The organism is Pseudomonas sp. URIL14HWK12:I6 (genome assembly GCF_000514195.1).
Taxonomy (GTDB): domain Bacteria; phylum Pseudomonadota; class Gammaproteobacteria; order Pseudomonadales; family Pseudomonadaceae; genus Aquipseudomonas; species Aquipseudomonas putida_A.
The window spans coordinates 217,373-238,225 of record NZ_AZVL01000003.1; the positions used below are offsets into that span (position 1 = coordinate 217,373).

The 20,853-nt window shown below is 60.0% G+C and carries 22 protein-coding genes; 10 read left to right on the forward strand and 12 right to left on the reverse strand.

Features of this window, described 5'->3' with window-relative positions; translation table 11 throughout:
* Positions 1-87: 87 nt before the first annotated feature.
* The 6 genes from hisB to H043_RS0107020 all read left to right on the forward strand — a co-directional run bounded on the left by hisB (position 88) and on the right by H043_RS0107020 (position 3,969).
* Positions 88-681, forward strand: a complete 594-nt coding sequence (gene hisB / locus H043_RS0106995) for an imidazoleglycerol-phosphate dehydratase HisB (RefSeq protein ID WP_007909204.1) — start codon at positions 88-90, stop codon at positions 679-681.
* Positions 681-1,319 (forward strand): imidazole glycerol phosphate synthase subunit HisH, encoded by a 639-nt coding sequence (gene hisH / locus H043_RS0107000; protein WP_027611254.1) that lies wholly within the window; start codon positions 681-683, stop codon positions 1,317-1,319. The genes hisB and hisH overlap by 1 nt, the downstream gene beginning before the upstream one ends.
* Entirely contained in the window at positions 1,320-1,580 is a 261-nt protein-coding gene (locus H043_RS0107005; RefSeq protein ID WP_027611255.1) for a DUF2164 domain-containing protein, read from the forward strand.
* 42 nt (positions 1,581-1,622) lie between these two features.
* Positions 1,623-2,360 (forward strand): 1-(5-phosphoribosyl)-5-[(5-phosphoribosylamino)methylideneamino]imidazole-4-carboxamide isomerase, encoded by a 738-nt coding sequence (gene hisA / locus H043_RS0107010; protein WP_027611256.1) that lies wholly within the window; start codon positions 1,623-1,625, stop codon positions 2,358-2,360.
* A 9-nt stretch (positions 2,361-2,369) separates the two neighbouring features.
* Positions 2,370-3,140 (forward strand): imidazole glycerol phosphate synthase subunit HisF, encoded by a 771-nt coding sequence (gene hisF, locus H043_RS0107015; RefSeq protein WP_007909211.1) that lies wholly within the window; start codon positions 2,370-2,372, stop codon positions 3,138-3,140.
* A gap of 73 nt (positions 3,141-3,213) precedes the next feature.
* A complete protein-coding gene (locus H043_RS0107020; RefSeq protein ID WP_027611257.1) occupies positions 3,214-3,969 on the forward strand; it encodes an ABC transporter substrate-binding protein in 756 nt (251 codons plus the stop codon).
* Here the strand turns inward: H043_RS0107020 and H043_RS0107025 are convergent.
* The 6 genes from H043_RS0107025 to gpmI form a co-directional block, all read right to left on the reverse strand.
* Positions 3,950-5,254 carry a Vps62-related protein gene (locus H043_RS0107025; protein ID WP_027611258.1) on the reverse strand — a complete coding sequence of 435 codons (1,305 nt, stop codon included), beginning with the start codon at positions 5,252-5,254 and terminating at the stop codon, positions 3,950-3,952. The two genes, H043_RS0107020 and H043_RS0107025, sit on opposite strands and share 20 nt — an antisense overlap.
* A gap of 206 nt (positions 5,255-5,460) precedes the next feature.
* Entirely contained in the window at positions 5,461-6,939 is a 1,479-nt protein-coding gene (locus H043_RS0107030) for a serine protease (protein ID WP_049827818.1), read from the reverse strand.
* Positions 6,940-7,069: 130 nt separating this feature from the next.
* Positions 7,070-7,846 (reverse strand): divergent polysaccharide deacetylase family protein, encoded by a 777-nt coding sequence (locus H043_RS0107035; protein ID WP_027611260.1) that lies wholly within the window; start codon positions 7,844-7,846, stop codon positions 7,070-7,072.
* A 2-nt stretch (positions 7,847-7,848) separates the two neighbouring features.
* A complete protein-coding gene (locus tag H043_RS0107040; protein WP_027611261.1) occupies positions 7,849-9,168 on the reverse strand; it encodes a S41 family peptidase in 1,320 nt (439 codons plus the stop codon).
* A 31-nt stretch (positions 9,169-9,199) separates the two neighbouring features.
* Positions 9,200-10,486: a murein hydrolase activator EnvC gene (locus H043_RS0107045; protein ID WP_027611262.1), complete on the reverse strand. Its 1,287-nt coding sequence runs from the start codon at positions 10,484-10,486 to the stop codon at positions 9,200-9,202.
* Positions 10,487-10,738: 252 nt separating this feature from the next.
* Positions 10,739-12,265 (reverse strand): 2,3-bisphosphoglycerate-independent phosphoglycerate mutase, encoded by a 1,527-nt coding sequence (gene gpmI, locus H043_RS0107050; RefSeq protein WP_027611263.1) that lies wholly within the window; start codon positions 12,263-12,265, stop codon positions 10,739-10,741.
* 154 nt (positions 12,266-12,419) lie between these two features.
* On the opposite strand from gpmI, the gene H043_RS0107055 reads away from it, so the two are divergent.
* Genes H043_RS0107055 through secB form a run of 3 tightly spaced genes read left to right on the forward strand, consistent with a single transcriptional unit; the run spans position 12,420 to position 13,632 of the window.
* Positions 12,420-12,833: a rhodanese-like domain-containing protein gene (locus tag H043_RS0107055; RefSeq protein ID WP_007961724.1), complete on the forward strand. Its 414-nt coding sequence runs from the start codon at positions 12,420-12,422 to the stop codon at positions 12,831-12,833.
* Between the two features lies 1 nt (position 12,834).
* Complete coding sequence (gene grxC, locus H043_RS0107060) at positions 12,835-13,089, forward strand: glutaredoxin 3 (protein ID WP_003220774.1); 255 nt, start codon at positions 12,835-12,837, stop codon at positions 13,087-13,089.
* A 57-nt stretch (positions 13,090-13,146) separates the two neighbouring features.
* Complete coding sequence (gene secB, locus H043_RS0107065; protein ID WP_027611264.1) at positions 13,147-13,632, forward strand: protein-export chaperone SecB; 486 nt, start codon at positions 13,147-13,149, stop codon at positions 13,630-13,632.
* Positions 13,633-13,762: 130 nt separating this feature from the next.
* On the opposite strand, the gene trmL is transcribed toward secB, so the two are convergent.
* Complete coding sequence (gene trmL, locus H043_RS0107070) at positions 13,763-14,218, reverse strand: tRNA (uridine(34)/cytosine(34)/5-carboxymethylaminomethyluridine(34)-2'-O)-methyltransferase TrmL (protein WP_027611265.1); 456 nt, start codon at positions 14,216-14,218, stop codon at positions 13,763-13,765.
* On the opposite strand from trmL, the gene H043_RS0107075 reads away from it, so the two are divergent.
* Complete coding sequence (locus H043_RS0107075) at positions 14,217-14,657, forward strand: hypothetical protein (protein WP_027611266.1); 441 nt, start codon at positions 14,217-14,219, stop codon at positions 14,655-14,657. The two genes, trmL and H043_RS0107075, sit on opposite strands and share 2 nt — an antisense overlap.
* Before the next feature lie 519 nt (positions 14,658-15,176).
* Here the strand turns inward: H043_RS0107075 and ntrC are convergent.
* The 5 genes from ntrC to glnA form a co-directional block, all read right to left on the reverse strand.
* Positions 15,177-16,613: a nitrogen regulation protein NR(I) gene (gene ntrC / locus H043_RS0107080; protein WP_007961729.1), complete on the reverse strand. Its 1,437-nt coding sequence runs from the start codon at positions 16,611-16,613 to the stop codon at positions 15,177-15,179.
* Positions 16,610-17,695 carry a nitrogen regulation protein NR(II) gene (gene glnL / locus H043_RS0107085; RefSeq protein ID WP_007961730.1) on the reverse strand — a complete coding sequence of 362 codons (1,086 nt, stop codon included), beginning with the start codon at positions 17,693-17,695 and terminating at the stop codon, positions 16,610-16,612. The genes ntrC and glnL overlap by 4 nt, the downstream gene beginning before the upstream one ends.
* Before the next feature lie 231 nt (positions 17,696-17,926).
* On the reverse strand, positions 17,927-18,544 hold the full coding sequence (locus H043_RS0107090; protein ID WP_027611267.1) for a DUF4124 domain-containing protein: 618 nt from the start codon (positions 18,542-18,544) through the stop codon (positions 17,927-17,929).
* Entirely contained in the window at positions 18,541-19,053 is a 513-nt protein-coding gene (locus tag H043_RS0107095; protein ID WP_027611268.1) for a DUF4124 domain-containing protein, read from the reverse strand. Before H043_RS0107095 ends, H043_RS0107090 begins: the two co-directional genes overlap by 4 nt.
* 286 nt (positions 19,054-19,339) lie before the next feature.
* The gene (gene glnA / locus H043_RS0107100) at positions 19,340-20,746 is read right to left on the reverse strand and encodes a glutamate--ammonia ligase (RefSeq protein ID WP_007961736.1); all 1,407 of its coding nucleotides are present in this window, start codon (positions 20,744-20,746) and stop codon (positions 19,340-19,342) included.
* Between the last annotated feature and the right edge of the window lie 107 nt (positions 20,747-20,853).

Here is a 20,853-nt window from a genome sequence, read left to right on the forward strand (position 1 = left end):
CAGGCATATCACGTCGCGTGTTTCTGTTTCGGCCCCGCGTGCCTATAATGGCTGCCTTTTTCGCCCAATGATTTTGCGGAGCTGGTGATGGCCGAACGTAAGGCGTCTGTCGAGCGCGACACTCTGGAAACCCAGATCAAAGCCTCGATCAACCTTGATGGCACCGGAAAGGCCCGATTCGATATCGGTGTTCCTTTTCTTGAGCACATGCTGGATCAGATCGCCCGTCACGGGTTGATCGACCTGGATATTGAATGCAAGGGCGATCTGCATATCGACGACCACCATACCGTGGAAGACGTCGGTATCACCCTCGGCCAGGCCTTCGCCAAAGCCATCGGCGACAAGAAAGGCATCCGTCGCTACGGTCATGCTTACGTGCCGCTCGATGAAGCGCTGTCGCGTGTGGTGATCGACTTCTCCGGCCGTCCAGGCCTGCAGATGCACGTGCCATACACCCGCGCCACCGTGGGCGGCTTCGACGTCGACCTGTTCCAGGAATTCTTCCAGGGCTTCGTCAACCACGCCTTGGTCAGCCTGCACATCGACAACCTGCGTGGCACCAACACCCACCACCAGATCGAAACCGTGTTCAAGGCTTTCGGCCGCGCGCTGCGCATGGCCGTTGAGCTGGATGAGCGCATGGCCGGGCAAATGCCATCGACCAAAGGCGTTCTGTAATGCAGACGGTTGCAGTTATCGACTACGGCATGGGCAACCTGCACTCGGTGGCCAAGGCCCTCGAGCACGTTGGCGCCGGCAAGGTGCTGATCACCAGCGATGCCGACGTGATCCGCGAAGCCGACCGCGTGGTGTTCCCCGGCGTTGGTGCGATTCGCGATTGCATGGCGGAGATCCGTCGTCTCGGTTTCGACGCACTGGTGCGTGAAGTCAGCCAGGATCGTCCGTTCCTCGGCATCTGCGTCGGCATGCAAGCCCTGCTCGACAGCAGCGAAGAGAACGACGGCGTCGACTGCATCGGCCTGTTCCCGGGCGCCGTGAAGTTCTTCGGCAAAGACCTGCATGAAGACGGCGAGCACCTGAAAGTCCCGCACATGGGCTGGAACGAAGTGCAGCAGAAGGTCAGTCACCCGCTGTGGCACGACATTCCGGACATGGCGCGTTTCTACTTCGTGCACAGCTACTACATCGCTGCCGCCAATGCGCGGCAGGTAGTCGGTAGCGGTCATTACGGAGTCGATTTCGCTGCCGCGCTGGCCGAAGGCTCGCGTTTCGCCGTGCAATTCCACCCGGAGAAGAGCCATACCCATGGCCTGCAATTGCTGCAGAACTTCGCCGCGTGGGACGGTCGCTGGTAAATGGCTGCCAAGAAGTCCAAACCGCCGATCCTGACCCTCACTCCCGAACAGGAGAACGAGGTCAACCGCAAGATCCAGCGGTTCATGGAGGATCGGTTCGAACTTGACCTGGGTTCGTTCGAAGCGGCGGAAATTCTTGAGCTGTTTACCCGCGAAATTGCTCCGCACTATTACAACAGGGCGATTTTCGATGTGCAGACCCACCTCAAAGAGCGGTTTGAAAGCATCGAAAGCGACCTGTGGGCGCTCGAGAAAAACTGATTTCCGAGCCAAGCTGAACATTCAAATTTGAAGGTTTGCCAGATGCTGATTATTCCCGCTATCGATCTCAAGGACGGTGCCTGCGTACGTCTGCGCCAGGGCCGCATGGAAGATTCCACAGTGTTCTCCGAGGACCCGGTGAGCATGGCTGCCAAGTGGGTGGAGGGCGGTTGCCGCCGTCTGCATCTGGTCGATCTGAACGGCGCATTCGAAGGCCAGCCAGTCAACGGCGAAGTGGTGACCGCGATCGCCAAGCGCTACCCGAACCTCCCGATCCAGATCGGTGGCGGTATCCGCTCGCTGGAAACCATCGAGCACTACGTCAAGGCGGGGGTCAGCTACGTGATCATCGGCACCAAAGCCGTTAAAGATCCGGCGTTCGTCGCTGAGGCCTGCCGCGCGTTCCCGGGCAAGATCATTGTCGGCCTGGATGCCAAAGACGGGTTCGTCGCCACCGACGGCTGGGCTGAAATCAGCACCGTGCAGGTCATCGACCTGGCCAGGCAGTTTGAAGCCGACGGCGTGTCCTCGATCGTTTATACCGACATCGCCAAAGACGGCATGATGCAGGGCTGCAACGTACCGTTCACCGCTGCGCTGGCTGCAGCGACGAAGATCCCGGTGATCGCCTCCGGCGGTATCCACAATCTGGGTGACATCAAGTCGCTGCTCGACGCCAAGGCGCCGGGCATCATCGGTGCAATCACTGGCCGGGCGATCTACGAAGGCACCCTCGACGTCGCCGAAGCGCAAGCTTTCTGCGATTCGTACCAAGGCTGAGGACTGACCATGGCGCTGGCCAAACGCATCATCCCTTGCCTGGACGTGGACAACGGCCGGGTCGTCAAAGGTGTGAAGTTCGAGAACATCCGCGATGCTGGCGACCCGGTGGAAATCGCTCGTCGCTATGACGAGCAGGGTGCCGACGAGATTACTTTCCTCGACATCACCGCCAGCGTCGATGGCCGCGACACCACGCTGCACACCGTCGAGCGCATGGCCAGCCAGGTGTTCATTCCACTGACCGTCGGCGGTGGCGTGCGCACCGTGCAGGACATCCGCAACCTGCTCAACGCCGGTGCGGACAAGGTCTCGATCAACACCGCAGCGGTGTTCAATCCGGAATTCGTCGGCGAAGCGGCGCAGCATTTCGGCTCGCAGTGCATCGTCGTCGCCATCGACGCGAAGAAGGTCTCCGGCCCGGGCGAAACCCCGCGCTGGGAAATCTTCACCCACGGCGGGCGCAAGCCGACCGGCCTCGACGCGGTCGAGTGGGCGAAGAAGATGGAAGGCCTGGGTGCCGGCGAAATCCTGCTGACCAGTATGGATCAGGACGGCATGAAAAACGGCTTCGACCTCGGCGTGACTCGCGCGATCAGCGATGCGCTGGGCATTCCGGTGATCGCCTCCGGCGGCGTCGGCAACCTGCAGCATCTGGCCGACGGCATCCTTGAAGGCCACGCCAGCGCGGTGCTGGCGGCGAGTATTTTCCACTTCGGCGAATACACCGTGCAGGAAGCGAAAGCGTACATGGCCAAACGCGGCATCGTGATGCGCTAAACCGTACAGGCCAGTGGACAGCATGGCGTACCCAAGGCACTCTTGGGCACGCCATGGATTCCGGTAGCCCGACATGATCAAACGCCTGCTTCTTGTTCTCGCCAGTGCCTCTGTGTTGTTGCTCAACACGGCGCGGGCCGAAAACAGTCCCGACACCGATCTGGTGCTCCTCACCGAAAACTTTCCGCCCTACAACATGGCGAAAGACGGCAAGAATTTCGCCAAGGGCGAGAACATCAACGGCATTGCCGCCGACATCGTCCGCGAAATGTTCAAGCGCGCCGGGCTCACCTATAGCCTGACGCTGCGCTTCCCATGGGAGCGCGTCTACAAACTGGCGCTGGAAAACCCCGGTTACGGCGCCTTCGTTATGGCCCGCCTGCCGGACCGCGAAAACCTGTTCAAATGGGTCGGCCCGATCGGTCCGGACGACTGGATCATGTTGGCCAGGGCCGACAGCAAAATCACCCTCGACACCCTCAACGATGCGCGCAAATACAAGATCGGCGCCTACAAGGGCGACGCGATTGCCGAGACGCTGACCAAACAGGGCTTGAAGCCTATGGTCGTGCTGCGCGATCAGGACAACGCGAAAAAACTGGTCAACGGCCAGATAGACCTGTGGGCCACGGGTGATCCTGCCGGGCGTTATCTGGCGCGGCAGGACGGGGTCACTGGACTCAAGACCGTGTTGCGCTTCAACAGCGCCGAGTTATATCTGGCGCTGAACAAGGATGTGTCGGACGCAACGGTCGCCAGGCTGCAGGCGGCGCTGGATCAGATGCGCAAGGACGGGGTTGTCGACGAGATCATGGGGCGCTATCTGTAGCCGTCGGCAACGACTTGTCTGTTGCCTGGTGGGTGCATTCTTGCGGCGGATACTGCAGCAGACTCAGGTTATCGTTCTGGGTGTAAGCCAGATTGATCCCCGCTTGCGAGCCGTCAGCACGACGCAGCTCGTAGAAACTCTCCAGCTGATAAACCGCGACGAATTTGCCTTTGCCAGCCATCGCGATCACATGGGTAACAAATGGAGTCTGCCAGCCACTGGTTGACGTCTCGCTGTGAGTGAACTGGCTGTCCAGTCTTGCCGAGAATGGAAGTGACGGAGGAGCGTCTGCCTTCGTTGCCCACGGGCTCACAAAACTGATCGCGGTAAGTTGAGTGAACAGACGCAGCGTCTTCGGATTCTGCAGCCGCTGCGCAGTCCACTTGAAAGCCCGTGCTTCCTCGCCTGTGTTGTGTCCGCTCCCAACCAAATAGTACTGGTCGGTTCTTTCCAGGCGATAAAAAGGCGTGGTGCGTAATTGATCAATTGGCGACAAGTCATCCTTGACCACGAACCATGGCAGCTTGATGACTTGGGAGAGCGTGGCCGCGCCTTTGGTTTCTGGGGCTTGCGCTGCGGAGAGCGTCGGCAGCTGTGGCGATGACTGGATCAATGGCGCGATCTGCATCCGTAGTGAATAGGCACCGACATTGCTCTCTGGCCGGTTGAAACTGCTTGCCCCAACAAAGGTGCCTGGTGCGAAATGAATCTCTCCCGGCGGCGCATTCGTCGGCGTGACGCTCCAGGCGCTGAAACTCTGTCTGGCACCGCTGCCCTTGTCATTCCAGATCAGTTCGCCAACGTCCGAGGCGATCACCAGATCGGCGCGTACACAGCGAACCGCGTTGAGTGAAGGTTTTTCGTGATCATTGGAGCAGACCGCGCCCATGGCCACATAGCCTTGCGGGGCGATCGGTCGCCATACGGCCCCGTCTTTCTTCGAGCCTGAGCCGGAATCTTTCCAGATCAGCTCGAAATCGTCCGGGCGCCTTAATGCCGGGCCCCTGGCCGGATCTGCACTGGGTGCATCGGCTTCACAAACCACAGCTACCACGGTGCTGCCGTTAATGTTGTCGTGCCCGGCGACGAACACGTCGCCGAGCGGGAAATAGCCCGGCAATACATCCGGAGCCGGAGTCGGGCGCCAGAAGGCTGCGGGTTTAGCCCGCGAGCCGGTGCTGTCCCAGATCCGGTGAAATTCCGTGGTGAAATGGATCAGCAGATTGTCGTGTCTGATCGGTTCGATTTGCCCGGATGGCGCTGCGGCCTGGTCATGAATGGTCATGGTCACTCCTGATAGTTGAACGGCGACTCAAGGGAGTCGCGACCTGTTGCAGGTCTCACTATCGGTAATCGCAACCGGTCTCTGGCGGTAACTATGTATGACGTCGTGACCAGTTATTTCCAAAAAACCGTTCCTTGCCATGGGCAGCCTTGCGCTCCTGTTTTGCCTATTGATGCAGAAGCACAAGGCCGACGTTACTGGTCAGCTCAGGGGGCGCTGTTTTCGAGCGCTTCCCATTCCAGGATGTATTCCTTCAATTCTGAGCGCTGATTGTTGGGGTCGACAGCGTAAACGCAGAGTTTGAGGGGGAAGTTGCTTTGCGGGCGTAGCCAATTGGAGGTCACATGCCTATAACCCTGCGGGTCTTCGCAACTGACTTTTTCAGCAAGGCCGCCTTTTACCTCGTATCGATCAAGACCCTCGTTCTTGCGTTCCGGCCACAGAATCAGCGCCCTGTTTATCTCTTTGTTAAACGAAGTCTCTATGGTCGGAACAGGCGTCGGGCCCGCATCAACCAGATAAGTGGGAACAGTGACGGCATTGCGATAAGTGCCTGCGGGTAATATGTCCTCAGTACTGTTTGTGGCGATGATGCAAAGGTTGCTAGGCCCGGTTTCAGGTCCCATCGGAACATTTATTCGAGTCGGCGCAGTGCCGGTGGTGATTGGCTGGCTGTAGGCTTGCGGAACTTCGCATTCGACCGGGTCCGACGTGCGTTTGGTCCGGATAAACCGGGTGCTGGCGGTTATTTCAAAGTTCCATTCTGGATAAACGTAGTTGCCCTGAGCGGTTACGCTGATCTTTGCATGCGTTGGCAGTTGGGCAGGCAGTCTGATAGAGGCTGCCGGAAATAATTCGCACACCTGCGGATCCGTATTGAGTTTGCCATCGATAAAGCAGTTGTTGAAAACCGAGGTGGGACTGCCGTAACTGCCGCTCGGCATCTGACCGTATCCAGGCAGCGGCGTCAGATGGTGAGCCAAGGTCCCAAGGACGCCATAGACCTCGTTGGTCGCTCGAACGATGACCGGACTCCCCGAGCTTCCGGAAGCAATATCTTTGCATTGGTTGCTGACGGTATGCCGCCAAACCCAGGGCTTTTCGAAAATCGCCGGGGAGGGCATGTGGGTGCAGGCTGACATTTGTAATGGAGAGCCAACGGGTTTGTGCACAATCAGAATGTCGCTATCTTCTGCCGGCGCCTGCCGGGCCAGTTTCATGGGCGTGATGCCCTGAGCCAGAAGTTCACCCTGTGACACTCCAAGCTCCAACAGAGCCAGGTCGACACCCTGAATACTGCTCCAGGCTACTTTCTGCAGAGAAACGGTCCTGGAGGCAGCAGTCGTATCGATGAAGTTGTTGAAGGTAATGCTGGCTTCGATAGGGTCATCTATTCGCATGACCCCGTTTTCCTTGCCCACGCAGTGGGCGCTGGTCAGTGCATAGGCGGAATCGGACGGTCGAGAGCTGTTAGTGTCGATCAGGAAGGCGGTGCAGGAACCGTGCTCGCGGCTTTTGTACTCGCCGATTCCCATCCAGTGGTTATTTTCGCCATCTCTGTTAGTCAGGTGTTGCGACGGTGAGAAGTTTTCAGCGCCCTTGCCGTAATCGACAGGGCTGGAACAGGCAGGAAGTGAGAAGGCAGTCAGTAATAAAAAGCTTGGGTGGATATATTTAAAGTTCATGGCCAGTCCTTGGCTAATATATGGGTGAAAGACTGGCGCAGAATAAGACAGTTAGGTTTGAGTCGGTTCTATAAGTTATTGCTGCTTATTTTGGACGTAGAGGCTTATGAGAATTTAATCAGTTGATAGCTTAACGATAAATTCCATTTTTCCCGTGTGCAGCTGTCGCTTTGTTACTCCGCACGCTGATCATCTGCTTGATATCGATCCACTCGATGCCTTGCGCCTTGAGCTTCGGCAATTCACGTTCCAGCACCGCCAGCGTCTGCGGGTAAGGGTGGCCGATCATCACGGCCGAGCCCTGCTTGCGGGCCAGGCTGATCGCCGTCTGCAGCTGGTTGAAAATGGCGGCTTCGGTGCGTTCGTCATCGAGAAACACATCGCGCGAAACACTCGCCAGATCGATCTTCTGTGCTTGCTGCGCCGCCACGGTCTGGGCGCTGGTGCGGCTGTCGACGAAGAACTTGTGCCGACGCTGCAACTCGCCCATCAGCCACGCCATCGCCACCGGCTGGGCGGTCATGCGACTGCCCATGTGGTTGTTGATGCCCGCGGTGTAAGGGACCATTTTGAACGCGGCGTCGAGGCGCTTTTGCAGCTCTTCGATCGGCAGTTCGGGGTGCCAGGCGTACGGACCGGTGGCCGGATCCATCGGCATGTGCAGGATCACGATCTTGCCGGCGCGATGGGCTTCGCGGGCGAATTCGGTGGCGTGCGGGGTGTCGGGCATGATCGCCGTGGTCACTGGGCCGGGCAGGGCCAGCACACGGCGATCCCGGGGCAGGTTCTGCCCCAGGTCGTCGATGATCAGCGTCAGGTAGGCTTTTGGCGGTGGCGTCCTGGCGGGTTCTGCGTGAGCAGCACCCGCCAGACAGCACAGCAGGACGAAGAGCAAACGCAAAGACATCCTCAACGGCCGGACGTGATGCTCAAGCCCTTAAGCAGGCTCAGGGCCTGGGCCAACTGGTAATCGTCATCCTGCGGCATGGCCTTGGCCTTGGTGCCGGAACCGGTCGGCTTGTCCGCGCCGCCGTTGCCGTTGCCCAGGTGGCCTTGCAGGTCGGCTTCCTTGAAGTAATCGCCGTCCGCTTCGTTGGTGATCTTGGCCTTGCGCACTTCGATGTCCGGAACGATGCCCTGGGCCTGGATCGAGCGGCCGTTCGGCGTGAAGTACAGCGCGGTGGTGATCTTCAGCGCGCGGTCGTTGTTCAGCGGCAGCACGGTTTGCACCGAGCCTTTGCCGAAACTGGTGGTGCCCATGACTACCGCGCGTTTCTGATCCTGCAGGGCGCCGGCGACGATTTCCGAAGCCGAGGCGCTGCCACCGTTGATCAGCACGACCATCGGCACCGCTTCGCTTTCGTCCTTGCCGGTGGCGGAGAAGCGCAGTTCGGAGTTGGCGATCCGGCCTTTGGTGTAGACGATCAGGCCTTTCTTGATGAAGTGGTCGACCACTTCCACTGCCGCCTGCAACACGCCGCCCGGGTTGTTGCGCAGGTCGAGGATGATGCCGTTGAGCTTTTTGCCGTTGTCCTTGCGCAGCTTGGCCAGGGCCTTGGAAACCTCTTCGCCAGTCTTGACCTGGAACTGGGTGATGCGGATGTAGCCGTAGCCCGACTCCAGCAGCTGTGCCTTGACGCTCTTCACCTGAATCACGGCGCGCGCCAGGGTCACGTCGAACGGCGTGCCACCGTCACGGACCAGGGTCAGGGTGATTTTCTGACCGATCTTGCCGCGCATCTTGTCCACGGCTTCGGTCATGGTCTGGCCGCGAGTTGGCGCACCGTTGATCTTGACGATGAAGTCACCGGCCTGGATGCCGGCCTTCGACGCCGGGGTGTCGTCGATCGGCGAGACGACCTTGATGAAACCGTCTTCGGAGCCGACTTCGATGCCCAGGCCGCCGAATTCGCCGCTGGTGCTTTCCTGCAGTTCGGTGAAGTCTTCAGGGCCGAGATACGCGGAGTGCGGATCGAGGTTGCTGAGCATGCCCTTGATCGCGTTTTCCAGCAGAGTCTTGTCATCCACCGGCTCGACATACGCCGCCTTGATCCGGTCCATGACCTCGGCAAAGGTGCGCAACTCTTCCAGCGGCAACGGGGCCTTGGCGGTCGCGGCAGTGCCTGCCGGAGCGACGGCCGGGGCCGGTTGAGCGGCGAACGCCAGAGGCGCGCCGATCACCAGGGCGATCGTCAGGGCCAGCGAGGTAAGGCGGGACAAATGCAGCATGTCGAACGAACTCCTGAATTAGGCGACGCGCTTATCCTTGCGCGTGACACCATTGCGCCGGATCACTCGGGTGACCCTGCTGACGAATTGCGAAATACAGCGCTGGTGTGTCCTGACCGCCACTGTTACCCACAGTGGAGATCGACTCACCGGCTTTTACCACGTCACCGGCCGACTTGAGCAGTGTCTGGTTGTGACCGTAAAGACTCAGATAACCATTGCCGTGATCAAGGATCACCAGCAGCCCGGCGCCACGCAACCAGTCGGCGAAAACCACGCGCCCGCCATGCACGGCATGCACTTGGCTGCCGGCAGCGGCGCTGATCATCACGCCATCCCACTTGGTACGGGCATCGTCGCCACGGCTTTCGCCGAAGCGTGCCAGCAATCGACCATCAACCGGCCACGGAAGTTTTCCCCGGGTTGCAGCAAAAGGGCCACCGAAGGTCTCGCCGCTGCTGGACACCAGTGCGCCGGGGGTTGATTTGACGGGTTTTCGTGGGGCGTCGCTGTTGTCAGCCTGCGCCTCACGCAAACGCTTTTTTTCCGCTTCCTGCTGGGCGATCAGCGCTTTCTGCCGCGCTTCTTCTGCCTCACGGGCCTGACGGGCCAGGGTTTCTTCAATGGTTTTAAGGACTTTAGACAGGTCTGCCTGATCCTGCTCGCGGGCGGCCAGTTTCTGGTCGCGGGCTTTCACGTCATCGTTGAGCTTGGCGAGGACTTGCTGGCGTTCCTTGCGGACCTTTTCCAGTTCGTCGCGCTGGGTGTCGAGGCTGCTTTTCTGTACCAGCAATTGCGCCTGCTGCATGGCGATGTCTTTTTCGACATTGGCCAGTTGGCGCAGGGTTTCGTTGAAGTTCTTCAACTGCTCCAGGCGGGCCTGGCTCAGGTAATCGTAATAGGTGAGGGTGCGGGCGAACTTCTCGGGATTCTGCTGGTTGAGCAGCAGCTTGAGGTATTCCTGACGGCCGTTCTGGTAGGCCGCGCGGGCCTGGATGGCGATCAGTCGCTGCTGTTCAGTGCGCGCGCTCTGGAGTTTTTTTTTCTCCGCATCGAGCCGCTGCAGCTCGGATTCGCTTTTTTTCAACTCTTTCTGCAGGGCATCGACCTGCTTCTCGAGCTTGCCCATCTCGGTTTCAGTGCCCTTGAGCTCTTTCTGCACACCGGATTTTTCTTCCTGCAGCTTGCCCAGCAGCTTTTTCAGCTCGGCAATGTCCTGACGCGTGGCATCCAACTGCTGTTGGGTTTGCGCGCGCTCGTCAGCGAAGGCCGGTTGGAGCAGGCAGGTCAGAGCGAGGGCGATCAGGACGCGGAGCATAGAGGCGGGCGGCACCAGGGTAATGGACGGCCTAGTATGCCCGCCCGAGGCTGCAAAAAAAACGCCCAATTGGGCTTGTGTGATAACTGGAGCGGCGCAGAGGCCCATTTCCATTTCGAAAACCCCATAAACCACTGTGGGAGCTGGCTTGCCAGCGATGGCGTCCGCACATTCAACATAGCTGTTGGCTGTCAGATTGCTATCGCTGGCAAGCCAGCTCCCACAGGGTTTGGCGGTGTTTGATCTGGCGAATTAAACCAGAATCGAGGTACCAGTCATTTCCGCCGGTTTTTCCAGGCCCAGCAGCATCAGCATGGTCGGTGCCACGTCCGCCAGTACGCCGCCTTCACGGACCTTGAGGTCACGCTTGCCGACATAAATGAACGGCACCGGCTCGGTGGTGTGCGCGGTGTGCGCCTGGTGGGTTTCTTCATCGGCCATTTTTTCGACGTTGCCGTGGTCGGCGGTGATCAACGCTTCGCCGCCAACCTTTTCCAGCGCCTCGACGACGCGCCCGACGCAGGTGTCCAGGCATTCCACGGCTTTTACCGCAGCGTCGAACACGCCGCTGTGGCCGACCATGTCGCCGTTGGCGTAGTTGACCACGATCACGTCGTAACGCTGATGCTCGATGGCGTCGACGATGCGGTCGGTGACCTCGGGTGCGCTCATTTCCGGTTGCAGGTCGTAGGTGGCGACTTTCGGCGACGGGATCAGGATGCGCTCTTCACCCGGGAACGGCTCTTCGCGGCCGCCGGAGAAGAAGAAGGTCACGTGCGCATATTTTTCGGTTTCGGCGATGCGTAGCTGGGTCTTGCCGTTTTTCGCCAAATAGTCGCCAAGCACGTTTTCCAGGCTGCCCGGAGCGAAAGCCGCCGGGGCCGGGATGCTGGCGGCGTATTGGGTCAAGCCCACGTACTGCACTTTTGGCTGGCGCGTGCGCTCGAATTCCTTGAAATCGTCTTCGACAAATACGCGGCTCAGTTCGCGGGCACGGTCGGCGCGGAAGTTCATGAACACCACGGCGTCGCCGTCTTCGACCTTGACCGGCTCGCCGATGGTGGTGGCTTTGACGAATTCGTCGCTCTCGCCACGGGCGTAGGCGGCGTCGAGGCCTTCCTGAGCGGTGGCAGCGTTGAATTCGGCGTTGCCGTCAACGATCAGGTTGTAGGCCTGAGATACGCGGTCCCAACGGTTGTCACGGTCCATCGCGAAGTAGCGACCGATGAGGCTGGCGATGCGGCCCTTGCCGAGCGCCTGGAAGGTCGCGTCGAGCAGTTCGATTGACGACGCGGCGCTTTTCGGTGGCGTGTCGCGACCGTCGAGGAAGGCGTGCAGGTAGATTTTCTCGGCGCCGCGTTTGAAGGCCAGTTCGGCCATGGCGATCAGGTGATCCTGGTGGCTGTGCACGCCGCCATCGGACAGCAGACCCATGAAATGCACGGCTTTGCCGGCGGCCACGGCTTTATCCACGGCAGCGCAGATGGTCGGGTTGTCGAAGAACTCACCGTCGCGGATCGCTTTGGTCACGCGCGTGAAGTCCTGATACACCACGCGCCCGGCGCCGAGGTTCATGTGGCCGACTTCGGAGTTGCCCATTTGGCCGTCCGGCAGGCCGACGTCCATGCCGCTGCCCGAGATCAGGCCGTTCGGCACCGTGGCCCACAGACGATCGAGCACAGGCTTCTTCGCCGCATACACGGCATTGGATTCGTGGCTGTCACTGTGACCGAAGCCGTCGAGAATCATCAGGACCAAAGGTTTAGGCGTGGTAGTCATGGAATCCACTCGTGGCTAATAAAGAAGAGGGCGATGGAAAAGGGAGTGGCGAGTTTAATGCTTAGTTCCGACCACGTCACCGCCGGACGGGGTTTGGCCCACCATAGTGGCTGTGTATACTGGCCGACATTTTAACGCCCTGGAACCTCCTTCGATGGTTGCTCACCTGATTGAATTTGCCACTAACCACTACATTCTTGTCGGTATCTTCGTCGTACTGCTGGCTCTGCTGCTGGCGCACACGATGCAGGGCGGCGGTAAAAGCCTGAGCACCGGCGAACTGACCGCACTGGTCAACAAGGACGCAGGCGTGGTGGTGGACATCCGTCCGGCGAAAGATTACGCCGCCGGCCATATCGTTGGCGCGATCAACATTCCTCAAGACAAACTGGCTGCGCGTACCGGCGAGCTGGAAAAGCACAAGGCCAAGACCATCATTCTGGTCGACGCCCTGGGCCAGACCGCTGGCACCCACGCTCGCGAGCTGATGAAGTCCGGCTTCACTGCCGCCAAGCTGTCCGGCGGGATCTCCAGCTGGAAAGGCGACAACCTGCCGCTGGTGAAGTGATATGAGCGAAGTCATCGTCTACTCCAGCGATTACTGCCCTTACTGCATGCGAGCCAAGCAATTGCTCGCGAACAAAGGTGTGGCCTTCGAAGAGATCAAGGTCGATGGCAAGCCGCAGATTCGTGCTGCCATGAGCCAGAAGGCCGGACGCACGTCCGTGCCGCAGATCTGGATCGGCGAAAAGCACATCGGCGGTTGTGATGATTTGTATGCCCTGGAGCGCGCGGGCAAGCTCGACGCGCTGCTCAAGGCCTGAACGGCTGCACCCACGTACAGCACTCCCTAAAAGACCCAAGATCAGAAAGGATCTGAGATGACTGACCAACAGAACACTGCAGCCAGCGAAGAAGAAACCGCACCGCAATTCTCCTTGCAGCGCATCTACGTACGCGATCTGTCCTTCGAAGCCCCGAAAAGCCCGGCGATCTTCCGCCAGCAGTGGGACCCGACCGTCGGCCTGGACCTGAACACTCGTCAGAAAGAGCTGGAAGGCGATTTCTACGAAGTCGTGTTGACCCTGTCCGTGACCGTGAAAAACGGCGACGAAGTGGCCTTCATCGCTGAAGTGCAACAGGCCGGTATCTTCCTGATCAAGAACCTCGACGCGGCTTCGATGAGTCACACCCTGGGTGCGTTCTGCCCGAACATCCTGTTCCCGTATGCTCGCGAGACCCTGGACAGCCTGGTGACCCGTGGTTCTTTCCCGGCCCTGATGCTGGCGCCGGTGAACTTCGACGCCCTGTACGCGCAAGAGCTGCAGCGCATGCAGGAAGCTGGCGAGACGCCGACCGTTCAGTAAGTATCTGAGCGACGACGCAAGTCCAATGTGGGAGCGGGCTTGCTCGCGAAAGCGCAGTGTCAGGCGACATCAATGTCATCTGATCCGACGCCTTCGCGAGCAAGCCCGCTCCCACATTTGTTATCCGGTGTTATTTGAAGTCGTTCTGCCGCCACGCTTCGTACACGGCCACCGCCACGGTGTTGGACAGGTTCAGGCTGCGGCAGCCTTCACGCATCGGCAGGCGCAGGCGCTGTTCGGCGGGCAGGGCGTCGAGCACTTCCGCCGGCAGGCCACGGCTTTCCGGGCCGAAGATGAACGCATCGCCCGGGACGAACGCGGCGTCGTGAAACGGCCGCGAGCCCTTGGTGGTGAACGCGAACAGCCGTGGGTTGCCGAGGCTTTCCAGGCAACTGGCGAGGTCGGCGTGGCGCTGCAACGTGGCATATTCGTGGTAGTCGAGACCGGCCCGGCGCAAGCGCTTGTCGTCCATCTCGAAACCCAGCGGTTCGATCAAATGCAGGTGGCAGCCGCTGTTGGCGCACAGCCTGATAACGTTGCCGGTGTTCGGCGGAATTTCTGGTTGAAAAAGGATGACGTGAAACATGCACGGCTCCGAAGGTAAAGATGACGCGCATTCTACGCCGCAAGCCGACCCGCGTTCGAAACTATTCCCGCGGGTGATCGGTTCGCTGGCGATTGTCGGCTTGATGGTAGGCTTGATGATCGGTCGCCTGACCACGCCGGACCCCAGCGTGCTGCAGCAGGTCGACGTGACCGGTGACGGACTGGTGGTGTGGTTCAACAACGAACCGAAGCTGCACGGTGAAATCATCGATGGCACCGTGGCCCTGTTGTTTCAGGCAGAGGGCAAGGCGCAAAAGGGTCAGCTCAAGCTCAACGGCAAGGACGTGAACTGGCGAACGCGCTTGAGTGACGGTGGGCTGTTGCTGACGGTGCTGGCGGCGCGGCCGCTGCAGGGGGACTGGGCCGGCAGCAAGGTCGATGACCGCTGGCGGCTGGAGATCCATCTCCGGGAGCAATAAAAGCGGGAATCCCCGGCCTGCCTGTACCAGGGTTCCCAAAACGGGGTGGACTTCGCTGAGAGCGTCGGTCCGGTGTAAAGAGGGAACCCCCGGCCTGCCTGTACCAAGGATCCCAAAAGGGTGGGTTCGCCGCGTTGCGGTTTTGAACCCGGTGTAAAGAGGGGAATCCCCGGCCTGCCTGTACCAAGGTCCCCGAAAGGGTTGGTGAATCGAATCACCTGTGAGGGTTATTGCAGGCGGCGTGCCAGTTTTAGTATTTCGAAACAGAAAAAAGATTCAGATGCGCGAAAGCCCCGTAAATCGGGGCTTTCGTGTTTTTATTGGCTGGTTTTTTCAGTCTTGCCTGAATGGTTTTTGCACCGGCTGCGATGCCCGATCACGGGTCAAAGTGCATTAGGTTGGTGCACGGCGGGCCACTGTGAGAGCGGGCTTGCTCGCGAAGGCGTCGCGTCAGTCACTGATACGTTTCATGAATAGCGCTTTCGTGAGCAAGCCCACTCTCACAGAGGGCGTGGTTGATCAGCCCTCATCCCCCTCATCATCATCCCCACCGTCCACTTTCATCCCCAATTCCTTGATCTTGCGCGTCAGGGTATTACGCCCCCAGCCGAGCAATACCGCCGCATCACGACGGCGACCGGCCGTGTGCTTCAGTGCAGTCTCGATCATGATCCGCTCGAACGCCGGCACCGCGCTGTCGAGCAGGCTCGACTGGCCACGGGCCAACGCCTGATCGGCCCACTGGCGCAGCGCCTGCTCCCAGTTGGTCACTGGCGCCGAGTCCTGCGGCAGGCTCAGCAGTTCCGGCGGCAGGTCACTGATGTGCACTTCGCGCCCGGAGGCCATCACGGTGATCCAGCGGCAGGTGTTCTCCAGCTGCCGCACGTTGCCCGGCCATGGCAGGTTCTTCAGGTATTCCTCGGTCTCGCTCTTGAGCAGCTTCGGCTCCACCGCCAGTTCTTGCGCGGCGCGGCTGAGGAAGTGCTTGGCCAGGGTCGGAATGTCTTCGCGACGGTCCGACAGGCGCGGGATGTGGATGCGGATCACGTTGAGGCGGTGGAACAAGTCCTCACGGAATTTCCCGGCATGCACCAGGGTTTCCAGATTCTGGTGAGTCGCGGCAATGATCCGCACGTCGACCTTGACCGGCACATGCCCGCCAACGCGATAGAACTCGCCGTCGGCCAGCACCCGCAGCAAACGGGTCTGGGTATCGGCCGGCATGTCGCCGATTTCGTCGAGGAACAGCGTGCCGCCGTCCGCCTGTTCAAAGCGCCCGCGACGCAGGTTGGCCGCGCCGGTGAACGCACCTTTCTCGTGGCCGAACAGCTCGGATTCCATCAGGTCTTTCGGGATCGCCGCCATGTTCAGCGCGATGAACGGCGAGGCCGCGCGCGGGCTGTGGCGGTGCAGGGCGTGGGCCACCAGTTCTTTACCGGTACCGGATTCGCCGTTGATCAGCACGGTGATGTTGGAGTGGCTCAAGCGGCCGATGGCGCGAAACACCTCCTGCATCGCCGGCGCTTCGCCGATGATTTCCGGGGTGCGGGTCAGCGCCGGCACCACTTCCAGGCCTTGCTGCTCTTGCGCATGCTGATTGGCGCGCTTGACCAGCGATACCGCCTCGTCAACGTCGAATGGCTTCGGCAAGTATTCGAAAGCACCGCCCTGATAGGAGGCCACTGCGCTGTCCAGGTCGGAGTGCGCGGTCATGATGATCACTGGCAACCGTGGGTGCTGTTCGCGGATGCGTGCCAGCAGGTCAAGGCCACTGGCGCCCGGCATGCGGATGTCGGAAATGATCACATCAGGCTGCTGACGGGCCAGACGACTCATCACGCCATCGGCGCTGTCGAAGCTCTGCGTGGTCATGCCTTCCTGCTGCAAGGCTTTTTCCAGAACCCAACGGATAGAACGGTCGTCATCGACGATCCACACGGTTTCACTACGGCTCATGTCGATGTGGCTCCTTGTTCCAGTGGCAGAAAGATCGAGAACGTGGTGTGGCCGGGGTGGCTGTCACACTCGATCAGGCCCTGGTGCTGGCTGATGATGTTCTGGGTGATGGCCAGGCCCAGCCCGGTACCGTCCGGGCGGCCGCTGACCATGGGAAAGAAGATGGTTTCCTGAAGTTCTGCAGGGATCCCCGGGCCGTTGTCGATGATCTCGATTTTGGTCACCAGGCGATGACGGACGTGGCCGATGGTGAACTGGCGCATGGTCCGGGTGCGCAGGCTGATGCGGCCCAGACGCAGCTCGTTCTGGCTGCTGATCGCCTGCATCGCGTTGCGCACGATGTTCAGTACGGCCTGAATCATTTGTTCGCGGTCGATCAATACGTCGGGAATGCTCGGGTCGTAGTCGCGCACCAAGGTGATGCAGCCCTGGCTTTCCGCTTCGACCAGTTGGCAGACGCGCTCCAGCACTTCGTGGACGTTGCACAGCGCCAGCGACGGCAGCTTGTTCGAGCCGAGCATGCGGTCGACCAGATTGCGCAGACGGTCGGCCTCTTCAATGATCACGTTGGTGTAGTCGCGCAGGCTGTCTTCCGGCAGTTCGCGGGCCAGCAACTGCGCGGCGCCCCGGATGCCGCCGAGCGGGTTCTTGATCTCGTGAGCGAGACCACGCACCAGCATCTTGCTGGTTTCCTGCTTGGACAGTTGCGCCTCTTCCTTGGTGATCCGCAGCAGGCGATCACGCGGGTGCACCTCAAGCAGAAGCATGGTCGCGCCGTTGCTGAGGATCGGTGTCACTGCGTAGTCCACGGTCAGAGTCTGGCCGGTGAGGGCGGTGAGCATCGCTTCGCGCTTGGTGAAAGGGTGCGCCTGTTCGACCGCCTGACGCAGCGAGTTGAGCGCCTCGGTGGACTCGGTGAACAACTCGCTGATGAACTGCCCATGGCTGCGCTGACCGCTGATGGCCAGCAGCATCTCGGCCGCCGGGTTCATGTATTCGAGGCGCAGTTCGGCGTCGAGCAGGATGGTGGCGGTGGTCAGGTTGTCGAGCAGCAAACGGTGGATTGCGTCGCTAATAGTCATCGGAGCCTCTTTTGGGGGCGGAGCGTGCGCAAGAAGCAGGCGTCGTTAAACGGAAAATGCAAAAACCAAACCAAGGCTCCGAAAAGAAGCGTTCAACCCGTGAAACAGGCGTTTGACGCTCGTTTGCGTGGCAGGATGCCAGCTCGAACGGGAAGTTTCGAACCAAAATGGGTTGGAATCTGGGTACGGTGCAGCCTATTGCACCAATATAGTGCGTAAAGCTGAATGGCGTTAGAAGAAGCGCAGGAAGGGATTTTTTTCTTCGGCGGGTTTGTCTTTCAGCGGACATTCCGGGCGCACGCCGTAGTCCTCGCTGACGCAGGGTTTGACCTGGCGTTTCTGCGCCAGCGAGATGCGCAGCATGTGGAATGGCTGGTTGGCGGTGCGCTCGACAGTGCGACCCTGCTCATCAAGGATTTCCACCGACAGGTTGTGACTGCCGCGGTCGATGTTGCTCAGCGGGAATACCGGACTAAGTCCCGGCTCGCCAGTGGCCTGGCCGTCCATCAGCAGGCGATAGCGATGGCCCTGCTGTAAGCCAGGTTCGCTGGTGACACTGACGATCACCTCGCCCGCGCTGCTGCGAAGGGTCGCATCCGGCTCGGGGATCAGGATGCGCAGCATGTCGTAGTGAAACGGTGGTTGTTCCGCGACCTTTTTTACAGCGCTGATCGGTGCTGCAGCCGTGGGGTTGGCCGACATGCGATTGCTGGTGGCGATAGGCACGCGCTTGGCGTTGCCGCGCGGCTGGTCGGTGTAGACGCGATTGCCCTGCGCGTCGACATAGGTGAAGACCTCTGCCGAAACGGGCAGGGCGAACAGGCACAGGATCAGCCAGAAATTTCTCACGGCTTGTGCACCCGCTGTACGGTGAACACCACCGCCGGGCTCTGCTGGATGATCGCTTCGCCGTCGATCACCTGCACCGCGAGACGATGCTCGCCGCGATCGACATTCACCAATTGCAGGATCGGCACGTTGCTCGGCTGGCCGTAAGGCGCGTCGTCCAGCACCAGCCTTAATTGGTGCGGCGCCTGCAGGCGCGGCTTGATCAACACATTGACAGTGAAGGTGCCGTTGTTGGCGCGCAGCGCTTCTTCGCTGGGCAGGCCGGTCAGCTCCAGCACCTCGTAGGCACTGCGTGCCGCGGGGCGTGTGTCGGTGCTTGAAGGCGCTGGCGCGCTCGGTGCCTGTGGCTCGACGCGGTTGAGTGGCGGCAACTCGACCGGCTGCGCCTGAACACCGTCCGGCGAGTGATCGCTGTAAACCGTGTTGCCATTGGCATCGGTGTACTTGTAGATCTGCGCGGCGGCGGGCAGGGCGATCAGCAGCAGGATGTAGAGAAAGGTGCGACCCATGAAATCGACCGGGAAAGAAAGTGATGGGGTGCAGCATAGGCCAGGTGCGGCGGTTGGCCCAACCCGGGACATATCCGGAGATCATTCAGACGCCAAAAATTCCCTGTGGGAGCGGGCTTGCTCGCGAATGCGGTCGGTCATTGAAGGTGATGGTGGCTGACACGATGCCTTCGCGAGCAAGCCCGCTCCCACAGGGGGTTTGCGTAGTTTCATAAATCGTGGGCAATAAAAAGGCCTCCCGAAGGAGGCCTCTTATTGTCACGCCGCGTAGCGCGGCGCTACCGGATCAGCAGCTGTAGTACAGCTCATATTCCAGTGGGTGTACGAAGGTACGGACCTTGATTTCTTCTTCGGATTTCAGCGCGATGTAAGCGTCGATGAAGTCGTCGGAGAACACGCCGCCCTTGGTCAGGAACGCACGGCCCTTGTCCAGCTCTTCCAGGGCTTCTTTCAGGCTGCCGCAAACTTGTGGGATCTCTTTCGCCTCTTCAGGCGGCAGGTCGTACAGGTTTTTGTCAGCGGCATCGCCTGGGTGGATCTTGTTCTGGATACCGTCCAGACCGGCCATCAGCAGTGCTGCGAAAGCCAGGTACGGGTTGGCAGCCGGATCCGGGAAGCGTGCTTCGATACGACGGCCGCGTGGGCTGTTGACGTAAGGAATACGGATCGAGGCGGAACGGTTGCGAGCCGAGTAGGCCAGCATCACCGGCGCTTCGAAACCTGGCACCAGACGCTTGTAGGAGTTGGTAGCCGGGTTGGTGAAGCCGTTCAGGGCCTTACCGTGCTTGATGATACCGCCGATGAAGTACAGGGCGGTTTCGGACAGGCCGGCATAGCCTTCGCCCGCGAAGGTGTTCTTGCCGTCTTTGGCGATGGACATGTGCACGTGCATGCCCGAGCCGTTGTCGCCGTACAGTGGCTTCGGCATGAAGGTCGCGGTGCGGCCGTAAGCGTCGGCTACGTTGTGGACAACGTATTTCAGAGTCTGAACTTCGTCAGCTTTCTTCACCAGGGTGTTGAACTTGACACCGATTTCGTTCTGACCGGCAGTCGCCACTTCGTGGTGGTGAACTTCAACGGTCTGGCCCATCTCTTCCAGTGCGTTGCACATGGCAGTACGGATTTCGTGGTCGTGGTCGAACGGCGGAACCGGGAAATAGCCGCCTTTGACGCCTGGACGGTGACCCTTGTTACCGCCTTCGATGTCCTGGTCGGACATCCAGGAGCCTTGTTCGGAGTAGATCTTGAACATCGAGCCGGAGATATCGGACTTGAACTTCACTTCGTCGAAGATGAAGAATTCTGGTTCTGGACCGGCGAAGACGGTGTCACCAATACCGGTGGTCTTCAGGTATTCCTCGGCACGGTGAGCGATGGCGCGCGGGTCGCGATCGTAACCTTGCATGGTCGACGGTTCGATGATGTCGCAAACCAGGATCAGGGTCGCGTCTTCGGTGAACGGGTCGAGAACGGCAGTATCGTCGTCCGGCAGCAGGATCATGTCGGAGGCTTCGATGCCTTTCCAGCCAGCGATGGAGGAACCGTCGAACATCTTGCCGACTTCGAAGAAGTCGTCTTCCAGCGCATCGCGAGCCGGCATGGTCACGTGGTGCTGAGTGCCTTTGGTGTCCGTGAAGCGCAGATCAATCCACTTGACGTCATGATCTTTGATGAGTTGAACCGACTTCGACATAGTGTCCTCCGGGTGGCTTAGGGCTTGGTAGTGGATGCCCTTAATAGGGGTGATGCCGGCGCAGATACTCTGCCAAGGCAACCTGCCTCACAAGGGAGCAAATTGCA